We start from the raw sequence: 16,320 nt of genomic DNA on the forward strand, positions 1-16,320 counted from the left end.
ATCAGGAGTAAAAATTACTTGTAAATAGGTCAGAACTGACCTATTATAAACATATCGAGAGGGGATAGTCCCTGATCACCAAAGCCGCTCAGTGGCAGGAGATAAAAATGAAAACATTAACTTTTAATAACGGTACTGTTTCTGTTGGTGATGTGTTTGTATCTTCATGGGGATATGAGCAAACTAACGTTAATTTCTACCAGGTTATTTCTGTTCACGGTAAAAAAACCGTCACCGTCCAGGAGGTTCGCGCTTCTGTTCTTCTGACTCGTTCAATGAGTGGATATAAGACCCCATTGCTTAATGATTTCTGTGGGGAGCCATTAAAGCGTCGTGTGCGTGATTGTTACAGCGTACCTGCAATAGAGATTGAATCATTTGAGATGGCCTATAAAACTCAGCCAGAAGAGAAACACGAATTTACATCATATTACTAATCACAGGGGCGTAATTGCCCCTAATTACCAAAGCCGCACAGCGGCAGGAGAATAAAAATGCATTTTACAACTTTTCTGAAAAAACATTTCGATATAGAAAAAATTGTTGGCACTTCTGATTCTGGAAATGATACCGAATCTATTTATGTTTATGAAAAAGGAAATGATTGCGAACCGTTGTTTATTCTGCGTGAGTCATGGATAAATGCAGAAATTAAGAAGTGTGGGATATGGACTGTTGGTAACATATATTCCACGTTGGAACATGGAAAGGAGTACACCGAATCTGAATTAAGAGAAATGATTAAGAAAGGAAAGGTCACTAGCAAATACTAACTTTTTTTGGGGGGGTAACAGGCTGTGGGGCAGCCTGTTACCCAATGACAAATGTATCTTTGGAGATTTTCAAATGTCAGTGTGCGAAATGATAGAGCTTGCCAACCGGATTGTAAACGGGGAACAAGTCAAAACCCCAGCAATAGAAGCATGGATTATTAGCGAAATCATTTGGTGGGCGCATAACCGGGATAATGCTTTAGTTTGATGTGAAGGGGGGAGATTATTCTCCCCCTTTTTTTTGTGTATTAATACACATCATTTATTTTTTTAACCGCTCGCCGCAGCCGAACGACCGAGCGTAGCGAGTTAGTGGCGAGGAAGCGGAATTTTTTCAATGTTGCATAGAGCAGTTACGCACGAAATTAATCTTCTTTTTTGCTTTTGTGTGTATATGTGTGTATAATTAGTGGCAGGTTAGGGAGGACATATGAAATCTGCTGACCTGTTGAAAGAGCTGATAGCTGCTGGTTGTGAGTTGAAGCGGCATAAGGCGAGCAGCCACCAGATATGGTGGTCGCCCATAACAGGAAAAACTTTTCCTGTGCCCCATCCGAAAAAAGACTTGCCACTGGGTACTGTCAGATCGATCAGAAAAATGGCGGGGATTTAATCCCCGCCGACTTTGGAGGTAATCATGTTTTTTTCTGTGGGTGTCGAAACACCGAAAGATGACCATACGGCATATGGTATAACCGTTCCGGCTTTTGATCGTTTTGATTTTGGCTGTGTCTCTGCTGCCGATACTCAATCAGAAATTCCTGTGATGGCGCGAGAAGCGATATTGGCTATCGTGGAAGAAATGGTTTTAAGTGGTTCTTATTCTGTTGATGATATTCATGATGACGGCTGTTTAACATATGCCGCAAATCAGGACTATAGTCACTGCGATAGCTGGTTTGTAATTGATGTTGATTTGTCTGAAATTGAAGGTAAACAACAACGTATTAATATTGCGTTGCCTGATGTGTTGATTCGTCGTATTGATGGATTTGTCAGAGAAAGTGGCGGTGTTTACAGAGATCGTAGCCATTTTCTTGCTCAGGCCGCGCGGCATGAACTTTCATATAAATGAAAAATCCCCGCTTGATGCGGGGATTTTTTTACCTACTGCGGCTTTCCAGTGCATTTAACTTAGCGGTTGCAATTTTTTGCTGTTCTTTAGGTAGTAGAGAGATCGTTTCTTTTGTTAGTTTTTGCATATCCATGTAGCCGGATGCATAGAACTGTAGCGCCTGTTCTTTCTGTGATTGCGCAACATACCAGAACGCACCAGAAAAAGCGGCTGAAATTCCAATGGTGCAGGCTACACATAATGCTATTGCTGTACTTTTACTAAATGGCTTTGTGTTTTTTGAAAATTCAGCAATGCTCTTTTTGTAAGAGTTGTTTAGCTCCTCCTGGTTTTTTCTTAGTAAGGATATAATATCTATTATTTCATTGTTTAATTTTTCCTTCGCTAAGACTGCTGTCTCATTGATTTCATTTTTGCCATGCTCTATGGCTTCTTTTATTTCGTTATCAAGATCACCACAAGTATCTACAATTTTTCTGAATCGCTGAATATTTTCTTCTTCTAATGAACTTAATACACTCTTGAATGCATCAGCTAAAGTGGTGAAATCATCTTTTAATAAATCAGATTGTCTCTTTTGAATTTTTTCATGGAGAAATAGCAGGGATAGTACAGGATCATCTTTTGATATTCTTACCCCTGTTTTCTTGAAAACATCAACAACAAAATCATTTATCTGATCTTCTGCTTCATGAACAGCCCTTTCGGGCTGTTGTAATTCAATATCACTCATGCATTGGCCTCTACACTTTCAGGGTCATAGATTGCATCAAGCTGTACATATACATCGTTAAAAACACGCTTGAGGCGGGATTTAGCCATTAATCCAAACTCTTTCGATTCAAGCGCCTCAGTCAGTGTCATTGAATTGGCTGTTAATTTTTTTATGTCAGTATCAAAAGCATCGCTTTTGCGATCTTTGATCAATATTGCGCCAGCAATAACGTCTTTATTTTTTTCAAAAAAGTTTGTTTCAGTTATATGCTTCCCTGAAAGTATCGGTTCGCCCTGGAACTCATTAATCCATACGATTATTTTAACTTTCGTACCTTTTACAAGTTTAACGATATTTTCAAAACCTTCTATTGTGTCCGCTTGTGCCTGACCACCAACAATAATAGTATGGATATAAACATCCTGTTCAACTTCATTGAACATATCCATTACACAGTTATCATCGAAATACTGAAGTAATGGCAAGAACGTAGAAGCACCATTATCAATAACGAAATTAATGTTTCCGCCTTCAAGAATAGATTCAAACATGCTATCAAATTTTGATTGCACAATGTTGTTATTTTCTACAATCTTGATAATTTCAGCATTAAGGCGTTTTACTTTTGCTGTAGTTGTATTTACTGGGTCTGTATCCGCGACAACAACATTTTCAAGTTTTTTTTCATCAATAAAATATTGAGACAGTATTGATGTGGCAAAAGATTTACCTACACCGCCTTTACCTTGCAATATAAAATTGATTGAAGTATTCATGTTTCATCCTTATTTGTATTTGTCTTCAAATTTTGCCATTGTTGCCGAAGCATCATATTCCAGTTTTCTCTCTTTTTCTCTTTGAGAGAAAAAACCTTTTATCGCTGGTTCTTTTGTTGTTTGAGTCGATTTGTCACCTTGAGGCGGCAACTTGTTTGCGACTCCAGATTCGTTATTTTTCTTTTCCTGTGATAAGCGTTTCTTTTTTGCTCGTTCAACCATATTTCTATAAGCACGTACAGCCAGCGTCGAATCAGTATTCTGATTTATATATGTGCATATCTGTTCCCAGGTATATGTTTTCTTGGCTTCAAGTATCTCTTGAAGGTACAGATTAAATGCAGCTTGTTTTGATTTTAGTTTTTCATTTCTTATCGCTTCACAAAGTGGTGATAAGAACGCGTCGATGCTTTGCATATGTTATCCTCTATATATTTACCTCCCAATATGACAAAACTATCCCTAAATTGCAATGTGTGTGTCCTTATGTGTGGCATTGTGTGTGTCATTTTGTGTGTTGTCAAGGTTTTTTGTGTGCTTTTGTGTGTGTTCTTTTGTGTGCCATTATGTGTGTCTGTGGTGCTATTGTGTGTGTCGTTTTGTGTGTCTAGTCTGAATCGTTTTCTAAAACACAGGCACGACACCGATGTATACACGCCATTTCATGGCCTGTATAATCGTCGTGCCAAAGGGGATGCCCCTTTGAAACCCCGAACGGTTGCACCGTTCAGGAAGTTCTACGAACTTTAAGGTAAAGGCGTTATGGCGATAGAAAGAAAAAACGTTATATCAATCCGGTTAACCGATGAAGAATACCAGCCGTTCAAGGAGCTGCTGGAGCATACAGACATTGGCAAATCCGAGTTTTTTCGCGCACTGATTCTGAATCGTATTAGTGAATTGCCAGTGAAGCCAAAGCCAACGACAGATTACAAGCGTTGTCTTTTTCTTATGAACAAAACAAGCAATAATCTTAATCAGATTGCACATCGTTTAAATCTGGATCATAACAAGGGAATTATATCATCTTCATTGTATGAAAGGGCGCTCAATACCTTGATAAATATCCGTGATTTATTGCAGGGCGCACTAAAATGATAATACGCTATGGCGGTGGCAATCATGGTATTGCAGAATACCTTGAAAATGGAAGAAAAGCGGAGCGTGAGTATACCCGTGATGAACTTGACCATAGATTTATCATTGACGGCGATCTGGCTACAACAAATAAAATAATTGAATCAATAGAAGATAAAGGGCAGGAGCGATACCTGCATATCACATTATCATTTGCAGAAAATGAAATATCAGAAGAAACACTGAAAAACGTGACTTCTGATTTCAGGAAGATGCTCATGAATGCCTATCATACAGATGAGTATTCTTTTTATGCAGAAGCCCATCTTCCAAAAATTAAAAATATTGTTGATAACAAAACTGGTGAACTTGTGGAGCGTAAACCACATATTCACATTGTCATTCCAAGAACAAATCTTGTCACAGGGAACTCATTAAATCCGCCAGGAGATCTGACAAATCTCAAAACTCAGACTCAACTTGACTCTGTTCAGGAATATCTTAACAACAAATATAACCTGATAAGCCCAAAGGATTCCGTTCGTGTAAGTGATGAGAACTATGCAAACGTGCTGTCACGAGTAAAAGGCGATTTATACCGTGAACGGAACAATGAAGTAAAAAAGGAAGTCTTCTCCAGAGTTACAAATGAAAATATTAACTCGACGGATGCATTCAAAAATTTATTAATGCAATATGGTGATGTAAAAATTCGCAATGAGGGGAAGACTAATCAATACTTTGCTGTGCGCCTTAAAGATGACAAAAAATATACTAATTTTAAAAACCCATTATTTAGTTCATCTTTCATAGAAAAACGTGAACTACCTTTAGTAAAGCCGACCCTGGCACAGATTAACAATAACGTTAGTACCTGGCTTGATAAAACCAGTCACGAAATAAAACATATTTATTCAAAATCGAGTAAAACGCGTGATCACTATAAGGCGCTTAGTGAGCCGGAAAAGAAAAGTTTCCTAAAAAACAGGATTGATGACTATGACAAAAAATACAAACTTAACACAAAAAATTCTGAAAGAACGCAAGGACGGTCTTGTGGTAACAAGTTCAGTATTGAATCAACTTCCAGATTCAGTAGAACTAAAACAAGAGTCGGCGTGCCACGTTTGCCCCAACGCGGTTTGGTTTACGGAATCCACGGGAGAGGAAAACCGCCCGAATCTGTCCGTATTTTGCAGGATAATGAACAGCGTAATCTGGCAAACAGAATGGAAAACAGATCGCATTCTGATTCAGCAATGCGACGGAATGCTGATCGACGATTCTCAGAACGAGGAATAAAAAATATCGGTATATCAACGCCATTACATGAAGCATTATTTCAGAAGTTAAATAATGATGCAGAACGTAATGAGTTAAGCACAATGGCAGAAATCAGAAAGGAAATTGATCCTGAGCGTTTTCTTTCTGCGACTGCACGTGAATTTAATGTTGTACCTGGAGAACATGCAATCAGTAAAGCAAAAGATGGTTCTCCACGTTTTGCAGTTGGCAACAGAAATCTTAATGCGTCTGATTTTTTAACTAAATATATTAATTTATCATGGTCTGATGCAAAAAGTTTCTTACTTAAAACATATGGAGAACAACTGTCTGAAAAAACGTTTGAGCCGGTAGCAACAATAAGAAAACTGAGTTATGAAGAATCCAGAGAAAGATTTTCTTCCTTTAAAAAAACAGACATTTCTTTAAGGAATATTATTCGTGCAGAAAAGAAAAATATGTATAATGAATTGCGCGAAATGCGGCAACAAATTTATTCTTTACCTAAAGAAAATCGTGATGTAGCTAAAGGTGTTTTAGTTTATAAGAAAATAACCACTCTTGAACGACTGGATGATATGTATGCTGCGGGACGTAGTTTTATCAACCAGTATCATAAAGACTGGAATGAGGATAAAAATGCTATGAAAGCAATTGATAAACTCAAAAATTATCTTAATAAAGAAAATGAAAATAGTATTTCTGGTGCTGAAATTGAGCTATCACTGGAAAAAGCTGTTCAGGCACAAAAGCGATTGCAGGAACTGCAACAAACAAATACCAGGTTGAAAGATCTTGTAATGGATAAACAAGAAACCAAGATTGTTTATCGTGACCAAAAAACAGAGTCCCCCGTATTTACTGATAAGGGTGATTTTGTTGTTGCCGGAAAGAATCCTTCTAAAGAAGAGATCGGCATCATGCTGGAGTATTCGAAAGAGAAGTTTGGCGGTGTGCTCAAACTTACCGGAAGCGAAGAGTTTAAGAAAGAATGTGCTCTTGTAGCGGCAGAACGGGATATGAATATTATTCTGCGCCCTGAGAAATACCAACAGATGATGCTGGAGCATAAAGCGGAGCTTGAGTCTAAAGCAATGCAGCAGACTGAACAGGAATCCCAGCAACAAACCCAGGTTGATAATGAAATCAGCAAGGCAGATGTTCATCAGAACCAGGCGTCAGCGGAAGAGGCTAAACAAGAAATTTATCTGGTCAGCCATACAAGCGTACACGAACAGAACGAAGGGGTCATTTTCTATTCAAAAGAGGCTGCTTACAGCTACTTTGAAGAAGACAAGAAAATGGCAATCGAGAAATACGAAGCGAACCCACATTTGGGAAATGGATTTGAAGGTGCGTTGCTTGTTTCCAAGACCATAGCGGCCAGCGAGCTGTCCTCTTATCCAGAAAAACTGACAGCAGAATTTGATAAACCCTACGAAATCCTGGCTGATTCATACAAGGAATACACCCGTACACCTGTATATGTTGTTTCGTTCCCGAAAGATGAACTCAACCAGCCTGTTAAGAAGTTCGAATCGCTTTCTGAAGCTATTGAGTATAAAAATAATACTGCAATGCTTCATGATCTGGATAAAAGGGAAGTTATTGTTAAATCTGTAACCAGAGAAGAATTAGGGATGATGGGAGAGCAACTTGCCGTTAAAGAAGCGGAACCTGTTCCACGACATGAACTTGAAAAAGCACAAGGTCGTGATGTCAATGAGCAGGATGGTTTGATACTGGATGCCATTGATCGCTATCAGGCTAAATTTGAAGCCGAGGGATTAGCGTTTAACCGTCAGGAGACTGAAGCCGAATTGTTACATCACGATTTCACTCGCGAAGTAGCAGAAGATCGTCTTGAACAACAGTTCGTACAGGAAAAAGCAGAACAGCAAAATCAGCAGCAATCTGAACAGGAACGATAAAGAGAAAGCCCACGAAATTAATTCGTGGGCTTAAATCTGAAGTTTAAATAACGCTCTCACTAGAACACCGCAACGGTTCAGCACATATCGATCTTACCGCCCAGTAACATAAAAATGAAAACCGTTGTTAATGGGAGCAATATTGCCAGGGCAAAAACGATTAGATTACTTCTCCTGCCAATATTGAATACTATACCAGCTATCAATACTAAAAAGAAAAATACAACTGGTACAGTCCATGTAATAACTGGATTATAGCTTATAATTCCTAAATCAAAGATGCATTGTTCCATAGAGTTAAACTCCTCCTGTGAGGATTATAGTCCATCTCATTTCATCGTTTCTTAAAGCCCACTCATTCGCAGGCTTAAGTATCATTCAGAATTTTTATTCCAGTTATAGCAGACAAATATTAATGGCAGAGAAAAACCGAAAGTTAAGTATAATAAAATCCCAACTGATTTACTATCTTCATCAGGTAATAAGTAAAATGCTAATAACATAAAAAGATTTAGGTAAATTCCACATAAAATCAAAAAAAATCTGTATCCCGTCATCTGATTTTCCTTTACATCAACATCAAACTATTTGTTAACGGTTGGTCTTCCGGCCTTCGGACTGTTTTTCCTTATATCATCAAACAACCTCCGGCGTTCTTCTGCTGATACCAGACGTAGAGCTGCCAGTGCCGCCCTGATAACTTCAGCACGGCTTGCACCGTACTCGTTCTGGAACTCCTGCGCTGTATCGAGATCATCATCTGTCATTGTCAGATTTATACGCGTTACTGCGGATGCCGATGCCGGTTTTTGTGCCGCAGAACTTACAAACTGGCGCAAATCCAGTGGCTTAATTTCCTGATCTATTTTCTTGGGGAGCTTTGCCATAAGGTATCCTGCTTTTTGTAAAGTGTGTAATTATACACACTTTTTATAGCTGTAGAAGTTCCAGCATCCAGGTGCCGCAAATTGCCAGGCCACCTGCAAGTAGAAGCATAGGTGCATCATGCCATGACCAGCGTTTCTTATTTTTACGGAGAAAACATACGCAAGCACATGTGGTTAATATTGATACAGCAATAAAAAGCCATCCGATCAGGGTGCTGAACTGAGCAAATGGTGATAAAACACAACCTGAACTATTCAGGCAAGGGGATTCATGTTGTTTGAGCATAGTAAATCCCATCCAGAGTGATGACACAGGCAGAAATACGCACACAGCCGGAATTATTAGCCTGGCGGAGAATATCCTTATCAGGAGTATCAATAGTGATAAGAACAGAAAAAGACTGAGCATGTTATGTTTCCTGTTTCCTGTTATTTGTTGTGTAACAATACACACTATTGCTATTCAGATAAGCCCAAGCGCCCGTATACCGCAAACAGCTAAAAAACCTGCCAGACCACAATAAATCAGAACCATAACCGCATCTGTCCATGAGAAGTGCATTCTGTTTTCGTGGATGGAAATACATCCGGCAGCAATGGTTATTACTGCGACAGTAAGAAAAAGCCATCCCTGCCAGGGGCTGATATTGGATACAAACAGAAAATGGGCGAGCATACATCTCCCTTGCTTTTAGTGTGTAATAATACACATCAAAGAATACCCGTTTCTTTTAACAGTAACTCAATTTCGCCACGGGCTTTGTTTCCCCGTTTATCATCGTATTCGTGTACGCCCATACCACTGTTATAGGCTTTTTTATGCGCAGTACGCATATAGATACGCTGGCGGGGAACCGGAAGCCAGTCCGGATCATCATTGAGTTGTCGGCGCAGTTCTGACGCTTCACTGTCTGACGGGTTAGTTGAACACTTATTCAGGACAATCCATGCTTTCATTGACGGATTGACTCCGGCCTGTGCTGTTTTAATGTCGAAAACCAGCCGTCCCAGCGTGTTGATCTCGATGCCTGCTCCTGGCTCAATGAATGTGAACAGAATGTCAGCACAACTCAGTGCCTTAACGAAGGCCGGAGATTTCATTCCTGGCGTATCAACAAACACATAATCAAAGCGGGCAGCCAGTTTTCGTGCCATCGCCGGAATATCTGTGTAGCACTCGAAATACGGTATTTCAGACAGCCGCTCGTTGGTTTTACGTTCCTCGATGAAGTCCTTGATGCTTCCCTGCGAGTCTGTTTCCAGGAAACAGGCTGTTTTCCCTTTCCTGATGGCACAGACACATAAGGAACAAAGCACGGTGCTTTTGCCTATGCCGCCTTTATGCCCTGCAACTGTAATGATTTTTCCCATCACAAAATCCTCCCGGCTAAATGGTGTGTATTAATACACAATCTTTTGTGATGAAAGTATAACCGTACAATTGCGTGCTGGCAATAGCCTAATGGTGTGTATTATTACTTACCATTGAGGCGCTCAGGATATCCGAGAAGCTGTTTTGCAAGCTGTGGATCGCAGGTAAAGGACAGGCCACTTCCTGTAAGGACGTCCAGCGAAAAAATACGGGTGTAAATCTCGGTGCTTCTTGCATAACGGTGTCCCAGCAGGGATTGCAGTACGCGCGGAGGAACGCCACTCATTGTCAGGTGCATGGCGTAACTGTGGCGAAACGTGTGAGGCGTGACCGGAACCGAAAATGTTACGCCGTCACGCTCTGCCCGTGCCACTGCGGTGTTTATCCAGTTCAGCGGTGTCTGTCTCGATGTTATGTCCCACACTGGCTGATGTTTGATCCGCTTTTTCCAGGTCGCCAGGTATTCCCGCATACGCAATGCGTATCCGGCATCCAGAACAGGAACCAGCCTTACAGCAGGCTCCGGTGGTTTTCTGTATCGCGGATCAGGATGTAATGGCGGATGCCTGGTGGTCGGTCGTCCAGGTCTTCTTTCTGCTTCTTTTATACGTTGCTTGAGTGTTTTCAGGATCACCACGGGTTGCGGGTACTGGCGCGTCGGAGTCAGCATAAAATCAGCAGGTTTCAGCGCCAGAGCTTCATTCAGTCGTGCTCCGGTATTCCAGAGTGTCTCAAAGTACATACGGATGCTCAGATCATCAATGTAGGAGAGAAGCAGTGAGACTTCCGGTGCTATCAGATATTTTGGCATTCCTGCGCCAATCTGCGCCGCCAGATCCCGCATATTACGGGCTGCATCGGGAGAGATGGTTAAATTCCAGGCGTCGCTACGTGAAATCTGGAAAATTTTGGCGGGTAAGTGACTCAATTTTTAAATCTCCGCACCTGTTTTTTTGGGATGTGTCAGCAATTATGACCTGGAGCAGAGGTGCGTCCGACAATAAAAATTCCGATCACCAAAAAAAATTTTGGACATTTTTTCCGATAATGCATTTTTGTCCAGGCGGATATGAACGGCAGGGCAGGACGAAATCTGGAAGTTATCCTGAATGACCCAGGATATGGGCGCGTATGCCGGAGCAGAGCACCAGATAAAGGAAATAAATTCAGTGTATGTTGTAACTAATGAGATCTGGACAGAATAACCTGTATGTCCAGGTGATGCGGGAAATCTTCTTCAAATTATCTGGTGCGGTCGCAACTGATAAAGGCGTTGGCCAACGCGCTCAATGCAAAGCCGGCGTTTAGATGATTTTTATTTTACAGTGAGTTATGTCATTTCTGCCGAGGAGAATATTGGTGAGTTTTTTTGAAAAATGTCACAGTACGTTAAAGGGCAGGAAGCGGTTCACTTCCTGCCCTTAGTTACGTTTCCGCTGTCATCAGTCGATGAACTGGCGAATCAGTTCCAGAATTGCAATCAGCGCGTTTGCAACGGCGACCACAGCCCTGAGAACGATGATTAACAGATTAATCATCCGTTTCTCCAGTAAAACTGGAGGAAATCACCGTTGCTTACTCATACACTGCCTGTCACAACGGCTCTCTCGCATTGTTAGGTGTAGAGTGACCTCCTCCTGCCAGAGCACCGAATACAGCACCACCTGTTTATCCAGCCAGGACTTTAAAATCGTTCATACCCGCAGATACGGGAAGAGCAGGATTACAAGCCAACTACATGACTAACTGACTGATTATACGCTACACAAAACACCCGTTACACAACTAAATGTGGTTCCTTAACCACATTTAGTTGCTTTACAGCACCATAGTGAATAAAATGTAAACGTTAGGTGTAGAGTAACCTTCTCCGGTCAGAGCCACCAACTCAAGGCCGGAAAGCACAAAAAAGCCCGATTACCAGTCGGGCTTTTTTGTACCTGTCATTCAACTGAACTAATCTCAATAAAGATGCATCCAAGAGAGATTTTTATTTGGATTCGACGTTAATATCTACACAGAGGAATTTGTATTCAGGATTGTTTATTTCAAAATGTACTTTACGCTCACCATCAGGAAATAGATTTGGATTACGTTTACCAATTGAACGAATTATTTCGTTAACTTTGACATAGCCAAGTATCTGACTTACTATATAAACGTTGGATATTGATAGCCATCCTCTGGTCAGAGCAACCAACTCAGAACCGGAAAGCAAAAAGCCCGATTAGTCGGGCTTTTTGTATTTATCATTTGCCTACTGCGTCTTTTTCCGTTCCCAAAAGATGTTAATTATTTGGTGTTTAAATACTTTGCTAAAAACATTTTCAGACGTATAGCATCCACAGCATTTAAGTGTACAACCTCTTCTGTTGTAAGAGTAACAGTAGCAACATCAGTCTTGTCATAATATATTGATACTATATAATTTATATTAATATAATAACCTTCTTTCACTTCAAAAAATTTCATTTCCATTTCATAATCTCCTTGTAAAGGACACAATATGAACTTATCTTTATATGCAGTTAAGTTTAACAAATAGCACAATCTGAAGACTGACAAACCACCCCTGGTTAATCGGACGCTTCAGACGTGCCATTGGATGTTATATGGAGAACAAGGGATAATCAACTATTGCTACTTTTTGGGGGTAAATTCAAACCCTAATTTTCCTGTTGCGTTATCAAGTAATTTAACTTTAGCCGAAAATTCTTTATTCGTCCTGGAACTAACAAACCCTTTTAACTCTCCTGTAATACCTTTTGTTAGCAAGATTTCTACTTGCTTGTCAGAAAGCTCCTTACCAGAGAAGTTCTTCCAGATTTTAAATTCACATCCTGTACAGAAATAACCTTTTGGCCTGATAGCAATCTGCTTACCACAGGAAGGGCAGGGAGCATTCAGGCGTTGAGATTGGCCTGCTGGCGCTGCTGCTTCAATTTTCATCTCGCCCAGGTCAACATCTGTAATCATGCCGCTCAGTTCACCGTAAAGCTCATTAATAAACTCTTCAACCGTCAGATCACCATTTTCAATAGCAGCCTGTTTTTCAGCCCATAATGCTGTCATATCTGGATTAACAGCTATATCCGGCAGAGCATCAATAAGCGCATATCCGGTATCTGTCGGAATGAGTTTTCCTTTTTCCAGCGTGATATAATTCCTCTTCTTCAACGTTTCCAGAATCGCTGCGCGGGTAGCTGGCGTACCAATGCCGCCATGTTCATCTTTTTTGTCTTTATCTTTATCCTTCAACAATTTTTTAATCGTTGGGTCAGTGACAAAATCCGCGACACGAACAAGCGCAGCAAGCAAGGAGGCTTCAGTAAATAATGGCGGCGGTGTCGTTTTCTTCTCATTAACTACAACTTCTTTTGTCGTCAGTGTTTCTCCTGTGCGAATTTTACAGAGTAGTTCAAAAGCGGAATCATCGTTATCTTCTGATTCACCTTCGTCTGTGGTTTCCGCACCAAGAAATGCCTCAAATCCGCTGTCAGTTGTTTTTCTGGCACGAGCATAGAACGACTCATCACCACACTGAATGGCAACCGATACTTCCTGGTATGCTTTTTCAGGCATGAACTGAACAAGATAGTGTTGTGCGATCGCAAGGTAAACATTGCGCTCGTCGGTGCTGAGTGCGTTAACATCAGGCACACTGGCTGTCGGGATTATCGCAGTATGCGCAGTCACCTTTGCACTGTTAAACGCCTTGCTTTTACGTGCGGAATCAATATCCAGCGCCTGAGGAAATATTGATTTCAGGGCATCGATAACCTGTGGCGCTTCGCTGAATTGTTCATCAGAAAGATATGAGCAATCAGAGCGGTTATAAGTGATCGCTTTGTATTTTTCGCGTAGTTGTTGCGTAACATCCAGCGTTTTTTGCGCTGTCATTTTGAACTTTTTGTTCATGTATTGCTGGAGCCTGACCAGGTTAAATGGCAACGGTGCGGCAGTTTTTTTATCATCAGTTGCTGCCGCTTCAACGGTGGCTGGTTTTCCCGCAAGAGATGCCGCCGTTCCGTTTGCCCATGCCTTATCAAGCAATTTACGATCTGTCAGCGGAGCAAATTCCCCTGGTTTCCAGTTTGCACTGAGAACATCAGCACCACGCTGAAAGACTCCGGTCATGGTGTAGTAAAAACTGGATTTATGGTTCTGGTTAGCACGGGTACGATTCACAATGAGGCCAAGAACGGGAGTCTGGACGCGCCCGACAGACAGAACGCCCTGATATCCTCTGGCTTTTGCCGGAATGGTGTACGCACGAGTCATAGAGAAGCCATAGACGGCATCGGCAACTGAACGCGCCAGCGCCTTAAGGTAAAGTCCTTTGAAATCACGATTGTCTTTAAGATTTGCCAGTGCCTTTTTCACTGCCGGAAGCGTGTTGTCGTTAATCAGAACGCGCTTTACGGGTTTTGTGTTGCCTGCATATTCCAGGACTTCATCAACCAGTAGCTGTCCCTCATCATCAGGATCGCCAGCGTGAACAATTTCAGTCACGTCTCCACGGCTGATAAGTTCGAGAATCGTTTTAACCTGTTTTGCGGCACTTTCGACAGGCTGATACTTCACGGGATAAAGACGTAAAGGAAGCGTTTCAACTTTCCAGACTTTATATTCAGGATTATAGTTTTCCGGTGGCTGTGATTCGATAATATGACCAAAACAGTTAGTCACAATTGCGTTATCACTTTCAAACCAGCCATCATGGCGAGTAAAATTGCCACCAAGCGCCTTAACAATATCATTCGCTACTGCGGGTTTTTCTGCAATAAAAAGTCTCATTTTATTATCCTTTAAATAACTAATGCACTTTCAATAGATGGTTGTTTTTTGAATAAAGAGAAGTCCGTTTTTAATCGTTCAGACTGAATAGTGTGAAGTAAAAGGCTTTCCTCTCTGGATAGAAGGAAGTCTCCCCATTCGAACTCTTCCCACATATCATGGCTGCTTTCACCAGGTTTATTTAATAAAGATTCCATTTTGGGCTGAATTCTGGCAGGAGGATTATTTTCATAAGCTGAATGCACCCTGTCACTCCACTTATCAAAAGAACCATTTAATAGAATTTCCTGTGATACCATATCAAAATCATCATCTTCTATATAGGTATTGACCCGATGATATATTAATCCCATATCTTCAATATCCCAGGTGTATATAGTAGTAAACCATCTTAATTTTTTATCTGTTTGCAAAACAAGGCCATTAACTGACTTTCTTCCTTTTCGCATTCCAACCCATAAACATTTATTAGGCCACGGTCTGCCTACAGACAATGATTCACTATCAATTATAAAATCAAGTTCAGGTATGGAAATGGTTTTAAGGCTACATTTATTAGCCATGCGATGAAAAAGTTTAGGAACAATATGCAGATACATAGTGGTTTCCTTTATCTCATTTTCAAGTCTGGACTTATTACCAAAAAATCACTAACGCCCTTCGGTTGTTCAACCCCGCAAATCCCAGATTAAAATCTGGAATCTGCGAGGTTATCATTGATGATTACTTACAACCTTCTGACCAACCAATACGATTCATAGAAGGAGAGCAATCAGGTTTAACAAACTTACCTTTCATCCATTCAGCTTGTTTTTTTCCTGCATCAGTATTCTCATAGCTTTGTCTTTCAACATTACTTGCTCCTGTTTTCTGACTATTAGCCGAGTTCTGTTTTGCAAAAGCAGAAAAGGTAGTCAGCGACAGAATCATTGCATAAACTAATGTTTTCATTTTTTATCTCCTTTCACGTAGATAGTTTATTACCAGCCACCCGCAAAACCTGCACCAAGGACAGTGTTATGAGATGAATCCCATGAGACGTTAAGGCGCACATTTGTATTTGCTGATGTTTTATATTGAATACCCGCAGCAATTGCGTTTCCATTCTGATAATTACCAAGCCCAACACCATATGAAAAATTATTCTCAGCTACATATGGAATTGAAGATATTGCGGCGACACCTGCAATACCGGCATTAAGACGTTTTTCAGCACGCTCAATCTTTTTATTCAATTGTTCAAATCGCTGATTTGACTGATTGTTTAACTGATTAAATCGGTTATCAGTATAGTTATTCGCATTTTGTTCAGCTTTATCAGCCGCATTTTGAGCATACTGTATGCTTTGCTCGTATTTTTCATTTGTATAACTGATACCTTGTTGATATTTCTTATCCGTATAGTTGTTTGATGTGCTAATTGCCTCATTTTTGGCATTGTTGATATTGGTATTCAGCTCTGTTTTCGTATCACTGATTTTACTGTCTGTGTAACTGTTGGATGAGCTGATCGCGTCATTCTTTGCCTTATCAATATTGGCATTCAGTTCTGTCTTCGTATCACTGATTTTGCTGTCAGTGTAGCTGTTAGATGAACTGATCGCGTCATTCTTCGCCTTATCAATATTGGCAT

The 16,320-nt window shown here is 40.6% G+C and carries 18 protein-coding genes; 6 read left to right on the top strand and 12 right to left on the bottom strand.

Translation table 11 applies throughout. The annotated features are described in order from the left end of the window. The first annotated feature begins 107 nt into the window (after positions 1–107). The 4 genes from FEK47_RS24720 (at position 108) to FEK47_RS24735 (ending at position 1,848) form a co-directional block, all read left to right on the top strand. Complete coding sequence (locus FEK47_RS24720; RefSeq protein WP_000855123.1) at positions 108–437, top strand: hypothetical protein; 330 nt, start codon at positions 108–110, stop codon at positions 435–437. A 57-nt stretch (positions 438–494) separates the two neighbouring features. Next, positions 495–773, top strand: coding sequence for a hypothetical protein (locus FEK47_RS24725; protein ID WP_000545934.1), 279 nt, complete (start codon positions 495–497; stop codon positions 771–773). A gap of 430 nt (positions 774–1,203) precedes the next feature. Continuing rightward, on the top strand, positions 1,204–1,386 hold the full coding sequence (locus FEK47_RS24730; protein WP_000833471.1) for a type II toxin-antitoxin system HicA family toxin: 183 nt from the start codon (positions 1,204–1,206) through the stop codon (positions 1,384–1,386). Between the two features lie 24 nt (positions 1,387–1,410). After that, entirely contained in the window at positions 1,411–1,848 is a 438-nt protein-coding gene (locus tag FEK47_RS24735; protein ID WP_000466317.1) for a type II toxin-antitoxin system HicB family antitoxin, read from the top strand. Between the two features lie 28 nt (positions 1,849–1,876). Here FEK47_RS24735 and FEK47_RS24740 read toward each other — a convergent pair whose 3' ends face one another. Genes FEK47_RS24740 through FEK47_RS24750 form a run of 3 tightly spaced genes read right to left on the bottom strand, consistent with a single transcriptional unit; the run spans position 1,877 to position 3,756 of the window. After that, a complete protein-coding gene (locus tag FEK47_RS24740) occupies positions 1,877–2,581 on the bottom strand; it encodes a hypothetical protein (protein ID WP_080171974.1) in 705 nt (234 codons plus the stop codon). Continuing rightward, positions 2,578–3,339, bottom strand: coding sequence for a conjugal transfer protein TraL (locus FEK47_RS24745; protein ID WP_001097937.1), 762 nt, complete (start codon positions 3,337–3,339; stop codon positions 2,578–2,580). Before FEK47_RS24745 ends, FEK47_RS24740 begins: the two co-directional genes overlap by 4 nt. Positions 3,340–3,348: 9 nt before the next feature. Then, on the bottom strand, positions 3,349–3,756 hold the full coding sequence (locus FEK47_RS24750; RefSeq protein ID WP_001190619.1) for a hypothetical protein: 408 nt from the start codon (positions 3,754–3,756) through the stop codon (positions 3,349–3,351). Positions 3,757–4,101: 345 nt separating this feature from the next. Here FEK47_RS24750 and FEK47_RS24755 point away from each other — a divergent pair, with 345 nt between their 5' ends. Both FEK47_RS24755 and FEK47_RS24760 read left to right on the top strand, forming a co-directional pair. Further along, entirely contained in the window at positions 4,102–4,437 is a 336-nt protein-coding gene (locus FEK47_RS24755; RefSeq protein WP_000963832.1) for a DUF6290 family protein, read from the top strand. Further along, the gene (locus FEK47_RS24760) at positions 4,434–7,631 is read left to right on the top strand and encodes an LPD7 domain-containing protein (protein ID WP_130261054.1); all 3,198 of its coding nucleotides are present in this window, start codon (positions 4,434–4,436) and stop codon (positions 7,629–7,631) included. The genes FEK47_RS24755 and FEK47_RS24760 overlap by 4 nt, the downstream gene beginning before the upstream one ends. A gap of 584 nt (positions 7,632–8,215) precedes the next feature. Here FEK47_RS24760 and FEK47_RS24770 read toward each other — a convergent pair. From FEK47_RS24770 to FEK47_RS24820, 9 genes are all read right to left on the bottom strand, one after another. Further along, positions 8,216–8,518, bottom strand: coding sequence for a hypothetical protein (locus FEK47_RS24770; RefSeq protein WP_001096503.1), 303 nt, complete (start codon positions 8,516–8,518; stop codon positions 8,216–8,218). Positions 8,519–9,229: 711 nt separating this feature from the next. Further along, positions 9,230–9,889, bottom strand: a complete 660-nt coding sequence (locus tag FEK47_RS24785) for a division plane positioning ATPase MipZ (RefSeq protein ID WP_130261058.1) — start codon at positions 9,887–9,889, stop codon at positions 9,230–9,232. A 104-nt stretch (positions 9,890–9,993) separates the two neighbouring features. Continuing rightward, the gene (locus FEK47_RS24790; protein WP_130261059.1) at positions 9,994–10,818 is read right to left on the bottom strand and encodes a tyrosine-type recombinase/integrase; all 825 of its coding nucleotides are present in this window, start codon (positions 10,816–10,818) and stop codon (positions 9,994–9,996) included. A 514-nt stretch (positions 10,819–11,332) separates the two neighbouring features. Next, a complete protein-coding gene (gene dqlB, locus FEK47_RS25715; RefSeq protein WP_000609147.1) occupies positions 11,333–11,428 on the bottom strand; it encodes a DinQ-like type I toxin DqlB in 96 nt (31 codons plus the stop codon). Positions 11,429–12,182: 754 nt separating this feature from the next. Beyond that, positions 12,183–12,368 (bottom strand): hypothetical protein, encoded by a 186-nt coding sequence (locus FEK47_RS24800; RefSeq protein WP_130261061.1) that lies wholly within the window; start codon positions 12,366–12,368, stop codon positions 12,183–12,185. A gap of 162 nt (positions 12,369–12,530) precedes the next feature. Further along, on the bottom strand, positions 12,531–14,687 hold the full coding sequence (locus tag FEK47_RS24805) for a type IA DNA topoisomerase (RefSeq protein WP_130261062.1): 2,157 nt from the start codon (positions 14,685–14,687) through the stop codon (positions 12,531–12,533). 11 nt (positions 14,688–14,698) lie between these two features. Further along, positions 14,699–15,286 (bottom strand): DUF6012 family protein, encoded by a 588-nt coding sequence (locus FEK47_RS24810; RefSeq protein WP_130261063.1) that lies wholly within the window; start codon positions 15,284–15,286, stop codon positions 14,699–14,701. 124 nt (positions 15,287–15,410) lie between these two features. Beyond that, the gene (locus tag FEK47_RS24815; protein WP_000855410.1) at positions 15,411–15,638 is read right to left on the bottom strand and encodes a hypothetical protein; all 228 of its coding nucleotides are present in this window, start codon (positions 15,636–15,638) and stop codon (positions 15,411–15,413) included. Between the two features lie 29 nt (positions 15,639–15,667). After that, on the bottom strand, positions 15,668–16,320 hold a 653-nt coding region (locus tag FEK47_RS24820; RefSeq protein WP_171020871.1), incomplete at its 5' end, for a YadA-like family protein.

This window comes from Escherichia sp. E3659 (assembly GCF_005781135.1).
In the GTDB taxonomy this organism is placed as follows: Bacteria; Pseudomonadota; Gammaproteobacteria; order Enterobacterales; family Enterobacteriaceae; genus Escherichia.